18 protein-coding genes and 1 pseudogene are annotated in these 18058 nt (G+C 37.0%); 10 read left to right on the plus strand and 9 right to left on the minus strand.

Annotated features, from left to right (window positions below; genetic code table 11):
- Positions 1–113: 113 nt before the first annotated feature.
- Complete coding sequence (locus ACT4_RS01500; RefSeq protein ID WP_007479190.1) at positions 114–1154, plus strand: acyltransferase; 1041 nt, start codon at positions 114–116, stop codon at positions 1152–1154.
- Between the two features lie 42 nt (positions 1155–1196).
- Here ACT4_RS01500 and ACT4_RS01505 read toward each other — a convergent pair.
- Positions 1197–1916: pseudogene (locus tag ACT4_RS01505) on the minus strand (hypothetical protein); the annotation flags it as partial.
- A 287-nt stretch (positions 1917–2203) separates the two neighbouring features.
- Here ACT4_RS01505 and ACT4_RS01510 point away from each other — a divergent pair.
- From ACT4_RS01510 to csrA, 4 genes are all read left to right on the plus strand, one after another.
- The gene (locus ACT4_RS01510) at positions 2204–2434 is read left to right on the plus strand and encodes a hypothetical protein (RefSeq protein WP_007479193.1); all 231 of its coding nucleotides are present in this window, start codon (positions 2204–2206) and stop codon (positions 2432–2434) included.
- A 76-nt stretch (positions 2435–2510) separates the two neighbouring features.
- A complete protein-coding gene (locus ACT4_RS17645) occupies positions 2511–2690 on the plus strand; it encodes a hypothetical protein (protein WP_007479195.1) in 180 nt (59 codons plus the stop codon).
- 209 nt (positions 2691–2899) lie between these two features.
- Entirely contained in the window at positions 2900–4180 is a 1281-nt protein-coding gene (locus ACT4_RS01520; RefSeq protein WP_007479197.1) for an aspartate kinase, read from the plus strand.
- Between the two features lie 238 nt (positions 4181–4418).
- Positions 4419–4682 (plus strand): carbon storage regulator CsrA, encoded by a 264-nt coding sequence (gene csrA / locus ACT4_RS01525; RefSeq protein ID WP_004878605.1) that lies wholly within the window; start codon positions 4419–4421, stop codon positions 4680–4682.
- 70 nt (positions 4683–4752) lie between these two features.
- On the opposite strand, the gene rnhB is transcribed toward csrA, so the two are convergent.
- The 3 genes from rnhB to ACT4_RS01540 all read right to left on the minus strand — a co-directional run bounded on the left by rnhB (position 4753) and on the right by ACT4_RS01540 (position 6277).
- Positions 4753–5319 (minus strand): ribonuclease HII, encoded by a 567-nt coding sequence (gene rnhB / locus ACT4_RS01530; protein ID WP_007479199.1) that lies wholly within the window; start codon positions 5317–5319, stop codon positions 4753–4755.
- A gap of 208 nt (positions 5320–5527) precedes the next feature.
- On the minus strand, positions 5528–5752 hold the full coding sequence (locus ACT4_RS17420; protein WP_007479201.1) for a hypothetical protein: 225 nt from the start codon (positions 5750–5752) through the stop codon (positions 5528–5530).
- 150 nt (positions 5753–5902) lie between these two features.
- The gene (locus tag ACT4_RS01540) at positions 5903–6277 is read right to left on the minus strand and encodes a hypothetical protein (RefSeq protein ID WP_007479203.1); all 375 of its coding nucleotides are present in this window, start codon (positions 6275–6277) and stop codon (positions 5903–5905) included.
- Between the two features lie 212 nt (positions 6278–6489).
- On the opposite strand from ACT4_RS01540, the gene ACT4_RS01545 reads away from it, so the two are divergent.
- On the plus strand, positions 6490–7044 hold the full coding sequence (locus ACT4_RS01545) for a cytochrome b (protein WP_004878597.1): 555 nt from the start codon (positions 6490–6492) through the stop codon (positions 7042–7044).
- A gap of 42 nt (positions 7045–7086) precedes the next feature.
- On the opposite strand, the gene ACT4_RS01550 is transcribed toward ACT4_RS01545, so the two are convergent.
- From ACT4_RS01550 to ACT4_RS01565, 4 genes are all read right to left on the minus strand, one after another.
- The gene (locus tag ACT4_RS01550; RefSeq protein ID WP_007479205.1) at positions 7087–8085 is read right to left on the minus strand and encodes an adenosine deaminase; all 999 of its coding nucleotides are present in this window, start codon (positions 8083–8085) and stop codon (positions 7087–7089) included.
- 114 nt (positions 8086–8199) lie between these two features.
- Positions 8200–9519, minus strand: a complete 1320-nt coding sequence (locus ACT4_RS01555) for an NCS2 family permease (RefSeq protein WP_004878594.1) — start codon at positions 9517–9519, stop codon at positions 8200–8202.
- Between the two features lie 325 nt (positions 9520–9844).
- A complete protein-coding gene (locus ACT4_RS17425; protein WP_004878590.1) occupies positions 9845–10045 on the minus strand; it encodes a hypothetical protein in 201 nt (66 codons plus the stop codon).
- 333 nt (positions 10046–10378) lie between these two features.
- Entirely contained in the window at positions 10379–12586 is a 2208-nt protein-coding gene (locus tag ACT4_RS01565; protein WP_007479208.1) for a TonB-dependent siderophore receptor, read from the minus strand.
- A 601-nt stretch (positions 12587–13187) separates the two neighbouring features.
- Between ACT4_RS01565 and ACT4_RS01570 the strand changes: the two genes are divergently transcribed.
- The 3 genes from ACT4_RS01570 (at position 13188) to ACT4_RS01580 (ending at position 15290) form a co-directional block, all read left to right on the plus strand.
- The gene (locus ACT4_RS01570; protein ID WP_007479210.1) at positions 13188–13409 is read left to right on the plus strand and encodes a DUF6500 family protein; all 222 of its coding nucleotides are present in this window, start codon (positions 13188–13190) and stop codon (positions 13407–13409) included.
- Positions 13410–13569: 160 nt separating this feature from the next.
- Complete coding sequence (locus ACT4_RS01575) at positions 13570–14580, plus strand: AraC family transcriptional regulator (protein WP_034604455.1); 1011 nt, start codon at positions 13570–13572, stop codon at positions 14578–14580.
- Between the two features lie 86 nt (positions 14581–14666).
- Positions 14667–15290 carry a sterol desaturase family protein gene (locus ACT4_RS01580; RefSeq protein WP_007479214.1) on the plus strand — a complete coding sequence of 208 codons (624 nt, stop codon included), beginning with the start codon at positions 14667–14669 and terminating at the stop codon, positions 15288–15290.
- A gap of 73 nt (positions 15291–15363) precedes the next feature.
- Here the strand turns inward: ACT4_RS01580 and mnmG are convergent, their stop codons facing one another.
- Positions 15364–17244 (minus strand): tRNA uridine-5-carboxymethylaminomethyl(34) synthesis enzyme MnmG, encoded by a 1881-nt coding sequence (mnmG, locus tag ACT4_RS01585; protein WP_007479215.1) that lies wholly within the window; start codon positions 17242–17244, stop codon positions 15364–15366.
- 252 nt (positions 17245–17496) lie between these two features.
- Here mnmG and ACT4_RS01590 point away from each other — a divergent pair, with 252 nt between their 5' ends.
- The gene (locus ACT4_RS01590; protein WP_007479217.1) at positions 17497–17889 is read left to right on the plus strand and encodes a hypothetical protein; all 393 of its coding nucleotides are present in this window, start codon (positions 17497–17499) and stop codon (positions 17887–17889) included.
- The last annotated feature ends 169 nt before the right edge of the window (positions 17890–18058 follow it).

Here is an 18058-nt window from a genome sequence, read left to right on the forward strand (position 1 = left end):
CCTTTGCGCCTTATAAAAATATATAGCCGTTTCATCGGACCCTCTCTATTACATATCGTTTTTATAAGAACACTGATCTATAATTCGCGAAATTTAAAAAAAGTGGCGTTCTTATGGTTCATCAGATTAATAATTTTGATCTAATTAGGTTTTTAGCAGCTTGCCAGGTCGTATATACACATGGAATTCACCATTTGAGAATTGAAGGGCCTATTTTTTCTATTTTTGAAAAATTTATTCAATATTTTCCAGGTGTTCCAATTTTTTTTACAGTCAGTGGTTTTCTTATTTTCTGGTCGTTTGATAGAAAACCTAAATTAAAACAATATATTAAAAACAGAATATTGAGACTATATCCTGCATTATATGTATGTTTAGCAGTGACTATTCTTCTTTTAATACTAAGCTCTTCGTATGAACTTTTAAATCAGCTCAGTTTTTATGTGTGGTTAATTACACAAGCTACTTTTTTGCAATTTTATACGCCAGATATTTTAAGATTCTGGGGAGTCGGCACTCCTAATGGTAGCCTTTGGACTATTGCCGTTGAAGTTCAATTTTATGTGATTGTTCCAATTATTTATTTCTTAATTAAAAAATTTAATGGCGCAATTATACTTATAACACTTTTCTTAATTTCAGTCATATTGAATTTTGCTTTAACTACGCTTGAGCCAAGTATAATTAAGCAACTTAGTTTCATAAGTATCGCACCTTATCTGTTTAATTTTATTATAGGATCAACTATTTATTTATATTGGAATAAACTAAAATTTTTGTTTGAAGGAAAGTTTTTGTTTTGGTTCATAGCTTATTTAATTTACTTCAATTTATTTGGAAATTATCTAGGATATGAAATAAAAAATTATCAAATTAATAATATTTTTCAATTAATTACACCTATCCTACTTAGCTTAACGACCATATCCTTTGCTTTTAGTTTTAATAACTTAAGCAATAAAATACTTAACCATAACGACATTTCGTATGGGGTTTACATCTACCATATGTTGGTAATTAATACTCTAGTATATTTAGGTTATACAAATGATAATCTATACTTTTTCGCTGTATTTTTCATTACTTTACTTTTAGGTTATTTAAGCTGGATCTTAATTGAAAAAAATGCGCTAAAGTTGAAAAATAAGTTTTAAAAAAATATGTAGCCCCTAATCTTTAGGGGCTTTTTAATAAACTTAAGAATCCAAAGTACTTTGAGTAATCTGATTTGTATAGTTCCAAACTGTGTTTTCCCATACATCACGTACAGCAACACGAATGTAATATGGGGTTGTTGGTTGTAAACCTCCTAAAGTAATTGTTAGATCCGTGCCGGTCCATGTTGGCGACATTTGTGTAGGATCAAAATTAGAAGTAGTGCTGAGCCATACCGCATAATCTTTTAGGTCAGGTACTTCACTAGGTACCCAATTCACTGTAATAGAATCTACTGTTGCAGTCGTATAAACATTTAGGAGCACGGGCGGTACCGGATTGCTAATACTTAATTCAGCATAGGTGCTGATCTGGTCACCGTTCTTACTTGCCACACGAATTGTATAAGCTCGGCCGATACCATCTGTTTTAGCTTCTTCTATCGAATAGCTGTAATCCGTATTAGTTGTATCCACTTCACAGATCATTGCACCGTTCGACCAGACTTGCACTCGATAGCCATCAGCACTGGTTGAGCTTTGCCATTGAACTTTGAACGTGGTACCTACAAATGGCGATTGAAGTGATAACCCCTTTACATCCGCAGGACGTCCACCTGATAATGTATAACTATAAGCTGTTACCTCATCCAATGTCAGTTCTTTGCGTTCCAAACCATTAAAGCTAGTGAACTTTAAGAAGATCTGTTTATCCACCAAATTTTCATTGTAAGGATATTCAAAGATAGGCCGATCAATTCGTCAAATCTTATTGAAACGATCGAAAGAACTTGGCTGCAAATTTGATAAGCAGAAAGGTAAATGGAATAACCCCCAAGAATTTAATGGAATAACCCCCAAGAATTTAATGGCATCACCAATCAGCAAAGGGATGAAATTCAAGAGCTACTACATCAAGCGAATTAGGATGTTATGTCCTTTTGCGAAGATCAAGGTATCGACAGTTTATTAGCAATTGATTCATCGCGGTTTAATGATGTTAAAGCTTTCATTATTGAGACAGCCCAACAAGCTCGGAGGTAATTGAAATGAGATTTAAATATTCAACCCTCACGCGAATACTCACCGTATTCGGCAGCATGAAAGTAAGAATTAAAACAGTCAATGGTGGAATTGGCTTACCTTCAAATTTAAAAACTAATGCTGTATATCAAGCCACTCGCATTAACAATGACCAGATGAAGGTTGTTTGTAATGATGGTCAAGTTATTACTACTTCAATTTCTAAATCTGGTTATTTGGGTGATTTTGGGGAGTAGGAAATTGTTGAAGAAACAAAAGCGGATACGGAGGCTTTAGATGGATAAATACATAACATCTAATAGTGTGTGAGAGATGTTTAAAATAACCAAACGCACACTAAACCGCTGGGAAATTAAAAGCCTCTGGGAACTCCCATTCCCCGCCCCAGTTTTGAAATCCGACGGCGGAACTATGAAACGTTATCTTTCAACTGATGTAATGGAATGGGAACAAAAGTGCAGTAATTTGGAAATGAGTCAAAAAGCTATATAAGTAGAATAAAAGCTAACAATCAGTAAACTTGATAGTTTTCCACCGTTTCTATGATTGTTAGCGTATAACCCTTACTATATACTTGTGACCCGAATTCGTACCTTGCTAAGAACTCAGTCTTTTAATTTGTGTACATAAGCGTGTACATAATAGAAATCTCAGGAAGCAAGAATAAACTTAACCTGTTTTATTACAAGGGTTTAAGAAATATGGCATTAATCGTTCAAAAATATGGCGGTACTTCTATGGGTACTCCTGAGCGCATTTTAAATGTTGCTCGTCGTGTCAAGCGTTGGCATGATCATGGTCACAAGGTGGTCGTTGTCGTGTCTGCAATGAGTGGTGAAACAAACCGCTTACTTGCGCTTGCTAAAGCCATTACCACCACCCCTGACCCACGTGAATTAGATCAAATGGTGTCAACGGGTGAACAAGTAACGATTTCCATGTTAGCTATGGCACTGAACTCAATTGGTGTAGAAGCTAAATCTTATACAGGTCGCCAAGTCGGTATTAAAACGGATAGTGCGTTCACTAAAGCACGTATTGAATCTATTAATACTGATGTGATGACAAAGGACTTAGATGCTGGTCGCGTACTCGTCGTTGCAGGTTTCCAAGGCTTTGACGCTGAAGGTAATACAACAACACTTGGTCGTGGTGGCTCGGATACTTCTGGTGTAGCACTTGCAGCAGCGCTTAAAGCAGATGAATGTCAGATTTATACTGATGTGGATGGCGTATACACGACTGATCCGCGTGTTGCACCAAAAGCGAAGAAGGTTGACCGTATCTCTTTTGAAGAAATGCTCGAAATGGCATCTTTAGGCTCAAAAGTTTTACAAATCCGCTCTGTTGAATTCGCAGGTAAATATCAAGTTCCACTGCGTGTATTATCAAGTTTTGATAATGATGATGATGGCGCATTTGATGATGATTTCAAACAAAACGTAGGCACACTAATTACGACTGAGGCAGAGGACGATATGGAACAACCAATCATTGCAGGTATTGCATTTAACCGTGACGAAGCAAAACTCACTATTTTGGGTGTTCCTGATGAGCCAGGTATTGCATCTAAAATCTTGTCACCAATCAGCAATGCCAACATTGAAGTGGATATGATTATCCAAAATGTTGAAGAAGATGGCACGACTGATTTTACTTTCACAGTTAATCGCACTGATTTAGCTAAAGCAAAAGCTATCCTAGAGCAAACTGCAAGCAGCATCGAAGGATGTGAAGTTGTAACTCGTGATGACATCGTTAAAGTATCTATCGTTGGTGTTGGTATGCGTTCACATGCAGGTGTTGCGAGCAAAATGTTCACTGCGTTAGCTGATGAAAGTATCAATATTTTGATGATCTCTACCTCAGAAATTAAAATTTCTGTATTGATCGAAGAAAACTATTTAGAGCTTGCTGTTCGTTGTTTACACACTGCATTTGGCTTAGACCGTGAACACGGCGAAAGCAGTGCGCGTGCTTAATTAATAGCTGCTTAAACATATTTACTTTCAAGTAAATAGCAAAAAAAACAGAGCCACTATAGTTTTTCCTACAGTGGCTCTGTTATATTAATCCGTGAGGTTTTTCAGGATGTTCCAACAGAACTTACGAAAAAGAATGTTTTTTACATATTTCTGTTAGAATTTTCTGTATATTAAGGCTGTGCTTTCTAAAATGAATTCCCTGTCGCAAGTTTAAGCGTTTAGCAAGGAGATAAACATGCTGATTCTGACCCGTCGTGTCGGAGAAACATTAATGATTGGGGATCAAGTCAGTGTTACTGTGCTTGGCGTAAAAGGCAATCAGGTGCGTATTGGTGTAAATGCTCCAAAAGAAGTTTCTGTGCATCGTGAGGAAATTTACCAACGTATCCAACATGAACGTGCCATGCATGAGCATCTACAACATCTTGATCAAGATTATCAACTTTCTTATGAAGAAGATAATACCGATTTTACTCGAAATAATAACTTCAATCGTTAATGCACAGAATTTTTCTCCAATAATTAAAGCGACTTTTTACAGTCGCTTTAATTATTTTGGGCAAAGCATTTTATAACCCTAATGCTTTTCTCACTGGTGCATAACTACGTCGATGCTCATCTATCACACCATGAGTAGCAATCGCCTCAAAATGCGCTTTTGTAGGGTAGCCTTTATGTTTTGCAAATCCAAAGTCAGGATACTGTAAATCTAAAGCTTTCATCTGATGATCTCGAGTTACTTTCGCTAAAATACTCGCAGCACTAATTTCAGCATGACTCGCATCCCCCCCAACAATCGCTTCACAAGGAATAGTTATTCCTTTAGGGATTTGATTACCATCCACGATGACTTTTTCTGGTTGAGTTTGTAAACCCTCTACTGCTCTACGCATTGCCAAGAATGTCGCTTGTAAGATATTGAATTCATCAATTTCAGCATGAGTTGCTTCTGCAATTGACCATGCCAATGCTTTTTCTTTAATTTCTAAAAAGAGTTTTTCTCGTTTCTTCTCAGTTAATTTTTTAGAGTCATTTAATCCTTCAATCGGATTATTCGGATCTAAAATTACAGCCGCCGCAACCACTGAGCCTACCAATGGCCCACGCCCTGCCTCATCTACACCAGCAACAAACATATCTTTTCCACAAAAAATTAGCTGCCTTGATCGCAGCTAACTAAACATTATTAATTAATTAATTTATTATTTTATCACTTCTGACACACAAGCATTCATCGTTTTTGCAACAGCAACACCTGTTAACGCTGTTCTAGCTTTTGAATCGACGGCAGCTAAAGCAAGTTCAGATGGAGACAGAACAGTTGGTGCATTCTTTCCAACACATTTACATATTTTTTTTCTTTTGCTTCTTTAATTCACTGCTCATTAATCGACTCGCCACCTTCCACGCAGCAAAATCATCTATATCATGACTACACTTTGTTTGCGCTGCAAACTCAATAGCAGATGTACCTAATTTTAATTTGCTCTGTTCTGCACTTTGAGCACTGCTACATACCAATAGAGTTAAGGATGTTGATAGAATGAATAACAAATGATTCTTTTTCATTATTTATAGACTAATTATGTGATTAAAGTTTTAAGTGTTCAAATTAAATGATCTAAGCGTGATTTAAAATTGAAAAATGGTATTAATTTTACTTTTTATAAAAAAAGCAAAGCCGAAATATCCAACTTTGCTAGTTATGTACTGAATTAATTATTTATTCAATGCTTCAGCAACACATGCATTTACCGTTTCAGATACCACTTGGCTTACGATTGTTGCACGAGCAGTTGGATCAATCGCAGCAGTCGCTAATTCTACTGTTGTAACGCTATTTGGAGCTTTCTCACTTACGCAACCACAAACATTCGTTTGAATGTTTTCACGTTGTTCAGTCGTCATCAAACGTGTCGCTGTTTTCCAAGCTGGTAAAGTATTTATTTCATTGATACATTTCGCATTCACAGCAACTTTCAATGCTGTCATGCCTAACTGTTGAGATGTGGTAGCTGTAGTGTTATTCGCATTTGGTGCTACACAAGCATTAAGCGCAAATAGTGCTGGCAATACAAGTAATAATTTTTTCACGACCTTCGACCTATATCCAAAATTTTGGCAGGCGTATTTTGACGAAATAAAAGATTTAATCAATTGACTCTGTAGACATATTACATAATATAACAATAGGCAAATTTCATTGAACGTTGCATGCATAAAACGCTCTGTTACGTATACACTGTATAAGCAATAAAAAGAGCTAATTAAAATCAAATCACTCATATCACAGCTAGGATGTTGCGATGTCAACCTCAGCACAATATTACACACGCACGGCGCAAGTTTTGCATTGGCTCATGGCTGCTATTTTTATTACCGCATGGCTGATCGGATTCTATAGCGGAAACTTTTTAAGCTATGAAGTCGATGGTGGATTTAAGGGAACTGTCATTACCCTACATAAAAATATAGCAACAACAATTATTTTCTTGGTTGTTATTCGTATTTTTTGGCGCTACACACATCCTGCACCAAAGCTACCAGCAACGATGTCACCAATGATGAAAGGCTTAGCGCATATAGGGCATTTATTCCTTTATTTAATGTTATTAGCTCTACCAATTACGGGTTGTTTGTTTAGTTGGAGTGCTGGTCATCCTGCACCTGTTTTATATTTATTTGAGATCCCTCGTTTAGTACAAGATAATCCCGATCTACTGGCAATTGTCAAACCGCTGCATATTTATTTATCTTGGTTTGCAGGTCTACTAGTTGCTGGACATATTTTGGCTGCGATTAAACACCATGTGATTGATAAAGATAACGTCTTGCTGAGTATGTTACGTCAACCTAAATAAATATAAAGGCATAAAAAAACCGCATAATGCGGTTTTTTTATTTTAAATGGCTTTAATTTCTTCAATCCACTTTTGCTTTTCTTCATCAGAAATAAACGAAGCTTCAAAAGAGTTGATCGCAAGCTGCTTTAATTCATCATGACTCAGTGCTAACGCCTCTTGAATCGCAATAAAGTTATCATTCATATAACCACCAAAATATGATGGGTCATCTGAATTGACCGTAACATGTACACCTTTCTGTAATAGACGACGAATATTATGTTCGCCCATGTCTTTTACAACACAAAGCTTTAAATTACTCAGCGGACAAACCGTTAACGGCATCTTTTCAGAAATTAAACGTGTCATCAAACGCTCATCTTCTTCTGAACGTACACCATGATCGATACGATTCACTTTGAGTAAATCCAGTGCTTCCCAGATATATTCTGGAGGACCTTCCTCACCAGCATGTGCAACAATCAAAAATCCTGCTTCACGGGCTTTAGCGAAAACACGTTCAAACTTTGATGGTGGATGACCAACTTCACTTGAATCCAGTCCAATTGCAATAATGTCATCTTTAAATGGCAATGCTTGCTCAAGTGTTTCAAATGCTTTTTCTTCACTTAAATGACGCAAGAAGCACATGATCAACTGAGAGCTAATCCCTAATTTTTCTTTTGCATCTGTGCAAGCACGTTTTAGACCCGCCAATACTGTTGCAAATTCAACTCCACGCTCAGTATGCGTCTGTGGGTCAAAGAACATTTCTGTATGAACAACTCGATCTTCAGCACATTTTTCAAAATATGCCCAAGCTAGATCATAAAAGTCTTGTTCATGAACAAGTACATTTGCACCTGCATAGTAAATGTCTAGAAATGATTGAAGATTGTGAAAGTTATAAGCTTGTTTCACTTCTTCAACTGATTGATAAGGAATCTGAATCTGATTACGCTGTGCAATTGCAAACATCAGTTCTGGTTCAAAAGTCCCTTCAATATGCACATGCAATTCGGCTTTTGGTAAAGCACGAATCAGCTCGATTTGATTCATATAAACTCCGCGTCTAAATAAAAAAGGGTGTTACCTGAACGAGTACACCCTTTTAGGGTTCTCTTTGAGAAAATATTTCACAAAGAGAATAATAAATGAATAGCAACGATTTGCTTAGCCACCAAATGCGATGAATTTGAATACCCACAAAGCAGCAATAATCCAAACCATATATGGAACGGTTTTTGCTTTGCCTGTCAGTAATTTAACTAGCGCATAGCTAATAAAGCCCATTGCAATACCATCTGCAATTGAATAAGTAAATGGCATGAATACGATGGTTAGAAATGCAGGAACAGCTTCGGTAATATCATCCCAATCAATATGCGTAATCCCTTGTATCATCAACACACCGATGAATAACAAAGCTGGTGCAGTCGCAAAACCTGGTACAGATTGAGCCAATGGTGCAAGGAATAAGCATCCAATAAATAAGAATGCAACCACAACCGCTGTTAAACCTGTACGTCCACCCGCTGCAACACCCGAAGCAGACTCGATATATGGTGTGGTAGATGATGTACCTAAGGCAGCACCTGCAACAATAGCAGTAGAGTCAGCAAATAATGCTTTCTTTAAACGAGGTAATTTGCCATCTTGAAGTAGGCCTGCACGATGTGAAACACCAACCAAAGTCCCTGTACTATCAAACAAATCTACGATAAAGAAGACAAAAATTACCCCAACCATACTTGCAGTAAATAATCCTTCAAAGTCCATTTGCATAAAGGTAGGCGCTAAAGAAGGAACTTGACCAACAACACCCTTGAATTCGTTTAAGCCCATTGCTGTTGCAATTGCTGTTACAACCAAGATACTAATAATAATTGCGCCACGCACTTTAAATTGGTGCAATACAACAATCATTAAAAAGCCAAATAATGCCAATAGAACTGTAGGCTGTTTAATATCACCCAAACCCACTAAAGTTGCAGGATTATCTACAATGATTCCAGCATTTTTAAGTGCAATCAAAGCAAGGAATAAACCAATACCACCACCGATTGCAAACTTTAACGACATAGGAATTGCATTCACGATTGCTTCACGAATTTTGAAAAAGCTAATCGCTAAGAAAACCAAACCTGAAACGAACACAGCCGCCAAAGCCGTTTGCCAAGGCACTCCCATGCCTAAACACACTGAATAGGTAAAGTAAGCATTTAAGCCCATACCTGGTGCAAGTGCGATTGGATAATTTGCAACAATCCCCATGACCAAGCAGCCAATTGCAGCTGCCAAACAGGTCGCTACAAAGACAGCGCCATGATCCATTCCTGTTTCAGAAAGAATGAGTGGGTTTACAATGATGATGTAACACATGGTCAAAAATGTAGTTACACCAGCTAGAACTTCTGTTCTAAAGTTGGTTTTATTATCGCTCAACTTAAATAAGCGTTCTAACAAACCAGCCGAAGCATTAGGCGTTGTCATAACATAGCACCTGTTAAAATCTAAGATCGTAGAATTTGAAATCTATACGCTTGTGTTTCAAATAGTTTTTTGAATGTACACAAAAAGGTATACAAGACAATAAAGCAATCTATATGCCAATATTGCACTTGCTACGCAGACGATAGGTATAAATTTGATTCCGATATCAAAACGTAAAAAGCTGCATAACGAGATGCAGCTTTTTATTTAATGGTAAATATTTTAACAGATTCTCATCAAAACTTGAGTATCACAGCATAAAAAAAGCATAAACAATCCATTCATCCTGAGTCACCTAATTTTTGATTAGATGATCAAGCAAAATTCAACTTTTTTGCTTATAAGAAGACAAATGCGTATTGTGCTTTACATAGTTAGGATTATGTTGGATCTCATTTAAACTATGCTCAGCATCATTGACAATCTTTATAAGCTCTTCCCGCTTTTTGTTTTGGGCATCCGCATACGATGCATATCCCAAAACAAAGACGGAACAAACAACTAATAGTGCAAGTAATATCTTCATTATTATTATCTCAATTGTATGCTTTTCTTTAATACTAACAAAATAGAACAAAAATGAGAACCACTTAACATTTAACAACCACTAATTAGCAATAAGTCACAATTATATAACCTTTCACAAATTGGTTCTGTACATTTTATATCCAAATAAATACTAGAATAATCTATTTTTTAAAGCAATAGCATTTTATATAATTCAATTAGATAGCAAGTTTTTGTATAGCTCAATTTTACCAATTGGTTGATTTATCAATATATAAAGCTGTTACATTTAGTTAAAAAAACATCTTTGCTCAATGAGCAAAGATGTTCTGTATTGCAATAATTTAGATATTTAGAATTGATAGTTTAAACGAACTAAGAAATTACGCGGTGTTCCTGGCATTGATGCTGAGCGCCAATATTCTTTATTCGTTAAATTATTCACTGCTATCGTTACATTCCAAGGATCAGCACTGTAACCAATTGCCGCATCTACTCGAGTAAAACCATCAAATGATATAGGATCATTATCCAAATTACCGCGTGCATAGACTGTTGCATCACCTACATAAGTTGCACCAACCTCTGTATAGATTTTATCTGTCGGCAAATAGCGTACAAATAAGTTACCTGTATGTTTTGGCACGTTATTCAGTACTTTACCAATATTCTGAGGTTTCTCCTTATCCTTTGTAACTTCGGCTTCGTTATATCCATAACCACCACGAACAAATAAATTATCCAACACACGCCCAATGAAGCTAAATTCAACACCACGAGAACGATGTTGCCCACCGACAGCCCAGACATTTGGCTCATCATCTGGATTAGGCTTATAGCGAATATTGTTTTTACGAATATCAAATACAGAAAGTTGAGTATTTAAACGATCATTGATCCAATCACTTTTAACACCCACTTCATATTGTTCGTTGTATTGTGGCTCTGCATCAAAAGCATCTAAGTTTGTATTTGCAGACACTACATTTACACCAACACTCCCCCCAAATGGTGCAAAACTTTTACTATAAGACGCATAGAAACTTTGACTTTCAATTGGTTGCCAAATTAAACCGATGTTCGGGCTAAAACTTTCACCATCAATACTACGTTGATAATCAGGATCATTACTGTCTTTCAAACGGTTGGTTGTCTTCGAATAGAAATAATCATAACGCCCACCGAGCATAACTTTGAAATAATCATTAAAGCTAATTAAATCCTGAATAAATAATCCATAAGCTTCACTTTGATTATAGTTATGCGTATTAAGCTTTAAATCACTGCCGTCTCGTGAGTTAGAACGCTCACCTGTCAATGGATTGACATATCCCCACAGAATTGAACCATCTTGATTTTTATTTGCGAGTTTTGGTTCACGTTGCTCATAGGTCCAATCTGCACCCACTAGAAGGTTATGCTTTAAGCGACCTGTATCAAATTCACCACGAATATCAAAGCTATTACTGGTCGTCTTATTACTTGTTTGTTGCCAATAATAAATTTGAGAGATTTCCCCTGCATGCCCATCACAAGAACCAATGTTTTTAGCTACCGTCTGATCAGTCTGACAATACGTACCAGAATAAAAGTGATCAAAGTTTTGTTCAGCTTGACGATGACTTAAAGCCCAGTGAAAGTTCCAATTTGGCGCAAATTCATAATTCAAGTCTGAACGGGCTATCTGTAATACGTCATTGACATAATCACCTTTTTGCGCAAATCCTGTTTTGATCGAGGTTCCTTTTGGAAGCTCAGAAAATTCAGGTCCGCGATCTGGAACGCGATGCAATTTGTCATAGGTGTATTGCATTGTCCAAGTGAGTCCATCATCATTCTTATAAGTAAAACTTGGAGACAACATTTCGATTTTATTTTCAATGCCTGAACGGAAACTGTTTGATTCTCCATATTCGCCAGTCAAACGTACAGCCACGTTATCCGTTAATACTTGGTTTAGATCAACTGTTGAACCATAGTTATCATATGATCCGCCATAAATACCAACAGAACTTTTAGAATTAAAATTGGCAACTTTACTGACCATATTGATCACACCACCACCAGAACTACGTCCATAAAGTACTGAGGCAGGACCTTTTAAAATCTCAATTCGCTCAACATTAGCAGTACTACGGCGCACCTGCCCACTTTCGCGAATACCATCACGATAGATATCACCAGTATCTGCATTAAATCCTCTTAGGCTAATCCCATCTCCACGCATGTCATAACTCGTAGAAACACCCGGTGTTCCTTGCAACATGACGCTCAGATCATTGGCTCCATAGATTTTATATTTTTGAACATCAATGGTATCAATTGTCTGGGGGATATCTTTCTTCTTGAGACCGTTACGAGTCACACTTGCCTGTTCATAATCAATATAACTTTTGATTGGATCAAGCTCACTCATCGCCTCGATTTTAATTGTAGGCATGACAGCTGTTTGCGTATTTTCTTCGTTCGCAATCGCATATTGCGCTTGGATCAGCATCACCGTAAGTAAACTGAACTTAAAAACAGGCTTAGTATGTGTACTAAGTATCGAGAGACTCATAAAAATATCCAAACTCAAATAAAAATTAAAAAAAGCTTAAAAATATAAAAACGATACAATTTTAATAAAAATAATTCTCATTTTCATCATCTTTAAGTCTATTTTTTGCTTTTAGTGCTTATATATCGCCCAGATGAGATAGATAGAGCGTATACAGTGAGTAAAAAATTGCCAAAAATATTTTTAACATCCATGTGTTATTCTTTTTAAACAATTTTACATTCGGCTACACACAAAATAATTCAATCTTTTTTAGGGTTCTAATGAAACATCCACTCTAATATGGAAGATTGAGTGTCCTTAGTTCCTTATCGCTCAGCATAAATTTTCTACCCCTTGCCGCTAACAAGACGATTGACCTTCCCCTTCTCCAACTTCCAAAGTAATGAATGAGGGGGATTCCATCGTTGGAGTTAACGCTTGAAAAGAAACTCTAATTTTAGAGACTTAAATATTATGTATGATCGGTTAGCTACTACAATTTAACGGTTAAATCATCACTTATACGAAATACTTCCCTCCCTAAACTTCACATTCATTCATGTTCCGCTTTATGTATATTATGATGCAATTATCCACCAATAAAGATTTGAAGAGTTAAATGCGAGCAGAATTGAAAACTAAAATCATAGAAGTATGTGATGATAAAATTGCCAAAAAAGGCAGTAATGTTGGTTTATCTTTTTATGCATTTTTTGCCAATAAAAATGATGATCCTGAGCAGCTTATGGAAGCAGCACATTGGTGGATTATGGAACATCAATTAAATCATTTTGAAAAAGCAACCAAAATTAAAACACTCATCTTGGAACAATCAAACTGACTCGTAATAAAGACTGATTGTTTTAACTTGTGTTGCTTGAACTCAAACAAAAATATTTTCAATGAATAGCTTAATAGCCATATTTAAGTAAAAGGCAATTCATTTCCATTATGAAAAGAGCATAGTATATTGATTTTAAAACTCGTATTTATGTTCTTTTATGCACTCAAGAAAAACCAGCGATGCAGGCATCTTTTTGTGGATGGTGTATCAAACCATGCAAAAAATGGATTTAGATGCAGCAGCAATTTTTGCTAGTGTGCATTTACCTGATCACCCCCCAGATAAATTTGTTCGACGCGATAACTCAACCCAACAACGTTTTTGGCAAGCGGCTGAACAAATCAGTCAAGATCAAGATATTGGGTTACATGTAGGCGCAAATGTACCCGCCTTTCGCGGTCAAGTAATTGAATATCTTTTTTTGAGCAGCCCAACATTTGGTGAGGGATTAAAACGAACTGTTCGTTATCAAGCCTTACTTACGGATGCAATGTCCTTCAAACTGGATGAATCGAATAGCGACTATATGATCATCTCAGGTTTAACACACTCTGTAAGGCATTACCTTGAATGTGCGATTGGAATTTTTTTAAATTTTTTCAAATATATTAGTCAAGATGCTTTTTCGCCTTTAGAAATTTGGCTGCCCTACAATGAGGGTGCTTGTTCTGAAGAATATCAAAAAATATGGAAATGTAAGGTTCAACTGGCACAAACTGATGGTGCAATCTGTTTTGATCGAAAACTATTGGATCAACCCTCACCTGCTTATGAACCTGAATTATTAAAAATTCATGAGCATCATGCTAAATCACAACTTGAGCTTTTAGATAAACATCAACTAATTACCGAAATAGAAAGAATTTTAGCAAGTGGCTTATTGGAGTCAGGTGAATTCGATCAAAATTGTGTAGCTCAACATTTAAATCGAAGTGCTAGAAGCCTCAGAGCAGATTTACAACTGATTAATACCAGCTATGAAAAAGTGATTGCACAATATAGAGAACGCCTTTCTCGACGACTTTTATCACAAACCCAAGAAACAATTGATCAAATCGTATATTTAACAGGATTTTCTGAACCCTCTGCCTTTTCTAGAGCATTCAAGCGCTGGACGGGAGAAACACCTACTGCATATAGACAACGTAAGCAATCTGCATTTGATTAAGTCGGCAATATAAAGCTGTCAGTTCAGTCAAAAGGAAACCTAATTATTTTTCTAAAATCCAACTCATGTTTTAAGAGGTTTTTTACATGATTGGTTTTCCAGTAGGTATATTCGTTGCAAATGGCATGGAATGGTATTTTCATAAAGTGTGGTTACATGAGTTCCCAAGCAAAAATAGAAATAGCCCTTTCTTTACCCATATTGCCCATCACAAACGTGCACGTCTAAATGACTTTCATGATGAAGGCTATGCTGAATCTATGTTTAAAAATTCAGAAATGTATAATGAAAAATCAGCTTTAATTGGTTTAACCGTTGCATCAACAGTGTTTCTACCAGTAGCGCCTTTTTTTACAGCGGGTTTGTACTATGGCATTTGGAATTATTGGAAAGTTCATGCCAAATCTCATCTTGATCCAGAATATGCCAAAAAGCGCATCCCATGGCATTATGATCACCACATGACTAGCAATCAAAATGCAAACTGGTGTGTAACTAAGCCTTGGTTTGATTACATCATGGGGACTCGTGTTTTAACTGATGTATCGGATACCGAAACAAATCCTTTAGCGATTAAAATGCCATTATGGTTAGAAAAAAGAGTAAATCGCACTGCACGACGTCTACTTCCGAAAGCATTTGCTAAAATTGATAAGAATACACAAACAGATCAATTCAATTTAAGCCAAGGCATTGAAGTCGCACTTTAGAGAAGTTTAAGCTATAAAAAAGCCTAATCATAAAGATTAGGCTTTTTAGCAAAACCAACTTATTCAATAAAAATTAAGCTGTTTTCTTCGCCATATTATTTTTACGAATCGTAATCATCAGCAATTGAACTGCTGCTGGCGTCACACCAGGAATACGGCTTGCTTGTGCTAACGTTTCTGGACGTACTGTTTTTAGTTTCAATGTGATTTCACGAGACAAACCTGAAATACCATCATATTCAAAATCAGCAGGGATTCGGGTTTCCTCAAGACGCTTTAATTGAGCGACATCTTCGTGCTGACGGTTGATATACCCTTCATATTTCACAGCAATCTCAATCTGCTCACCAACTTGCTGAGATACCTCAGAGCCTGTTAATTCAGCAATTTGAGTGAAGTTAATGTTTGGACGCTTAAGCAAATCAATTGCACTACATTCTTTACTTAAATCAGCACCTGTCATTTCAACAAACTTTTTACCCATTGGGTTGTTTGGTGCTGCCCATAAATGTTGTAGACGCGAAGTTTCACGCTCAACTGCTTCCATTTTTTCACTATAAGCAGCCCAACGTTCGTCATCAACTAAACCAAGCTCACGACCAATTTCAGTTAAACGCTGATCTGCATTGTCTTCACGCAACATCAAACGATATTCCGCGCGTGAGGTAAACATACGATATGGTTCTTTCGTTCCTAATGTAATCAAGTCATCAACGAGTACGCCCATATAAGCTTGATCACGTTTCGGCGTCCATTCTTCTTGCTCCCACGCACGGCGCGCAGCATTTAAACCAGCAAGTAAACCTTGTGCACCCGCTTCTTCATAACCCGTCGTACCATTAATCTGGCCAGCGAAATATAAGTTTTGAATGGCTTTAGTTTCGAGCGTGAATTTTAATGCTTGTGGGTTAAAATAATCGTATTCAATCGCATAGCCGGGACGTAGGATATGCGCATTTTCCATACCACGGATCGAACGAACTAAATTAAACTGTACGTCAAATGGTAAAGAAGTCGAAATTCCGTTTGGATAAAGCTCATGCGTATCCAAACCTTCAGGTTCAAGGAAAACTTGATGTGAATCTTTATCTGCAAAACGATGAATTTTATCTTCAATCGATGGGCAATAACGAGGGCCAACACCTTCGATCACGCCTGTGTACATTGGTGAACGATCTAAACCACCACGAATGATTTCATGGGTTTTTTCACTTGTATGGGTAATATAGCAATTGACTTGTTCTGGGTGCATAGAGACATCACCCATAAATGACATCACCGGCGATGGGAAATCACCTGGTTGTGGCGTCATGACTGAGAAATCAACTGAACGCGCATCAATACGTGGTGGTGTACCAGTTTTCAAACGTCCCACAGGAAGTTTGAGTTCACGTAAACGGTGAGCAAGCGCAATCGAAGGCGGATCACCTGCACGACCACCACTTGAGTTTTGTAAACCGATATGAATCACACCACCCAAGAACGTACCTGTCGTCAACACAACTGTTTTGGTATCAAAACGAATACCCATTTGTGTTACAACACCTTTAACCGTATCGCCTTCAACAATCAGGTCATCAGCCGCTTGTTGAAAAATATCCAAGTTTGCTTGGTTTTCTAAGGTTTTACGAATCGCAGCTTTATAACGGACACGATCTGCTTGTGCACGTGTTGCACGTACAGCAGCACCCTTACGTGAATTTAGGATACGAAACTGAATACCACCTTTATCAGCAGCCAATGCCATTGCGCCGCCCAACGCATCAATTTCACGTACTAAATGTGACTTACCAATACCACCGATCGCTGGGTTACAGCTCATCTGCCCCAAAGTTTCAATATTATGCGTTAACAATAATGTTTGTCTTCCCATACGAGCAGCAGCAAGTGCCGCTTCCGTACCAGCGTGACCGCCACCAATTACGATAACGTCGTAAACCTTAGGATAGTGCATAGTGGTAAATGTGTATTCAAAAAATGACAGAGTATTATACAGGAGTTTTCCATTAAATTGACAAAAATGGTCAATATTCTTGTTTTTAGCAATCCGTTGAAATGGCTGCAAAATACACAAAAAGTAACGTTATGTTGCAATTCAACCCTACTGTTAACATAGCGCCCCATAATCGGTAACTTGAACACCACTGTTTTATTTAAGGAATTTCTTATTCTAGATAATGCATAACAAATACTTTAGGAAAATGATATGAACACTAAGCTTTTATTATCATCGCTAATTTGTGGCTTATGTTTCACAACAGTAGCGGCACATGCAAATACCAAATCAAACACAGACCAACTCGCTCAAAAGTATGTGCAAGTATGTAAGAGCAAAAAACAAGGTGATATGGTTTCTTTTGCTCAAAAAGGTGTAATTTTCAATGGTGTTTGTGAACCAAATGACGCAGGTAAATTAGTATTCCAACCACCAATGCCCGCAAACAATGCAATGCCTGAAACGCAAAGCAAGATTTCAGAAACACAATCCGCACCTCGCCCAGTAAGTGCGCCGATGCAGGCACCAATGCAACATCAAATGATGCAGCAACCACCAGCAATGATGGCACCATCTGGTGATATGGATCAAACTGCTCCATAAACTTATATTTTCAAAAAAGGATGCTTAAATGCATCCTTTTTTATGGATTTTGAATACATAGATAGCTTAATTTCTAAAAAAATAGACTTAAAATTGTAATCAGCTTATTTTATTGTCCCTTTCATGGTCATGAATCTATTACAATAATCGCAAATATATTTTCTTAGGT

Source organism: Acinetobacter sp. NBRC 100985, from assembly GCF_000241225.1.
GTDB lineage: Bacteria > Pseudomonadota > Gammaproteobacteria > Pseudomonadales > Moraxellaceae > Acinetobacter > Acinetobacter venetianus.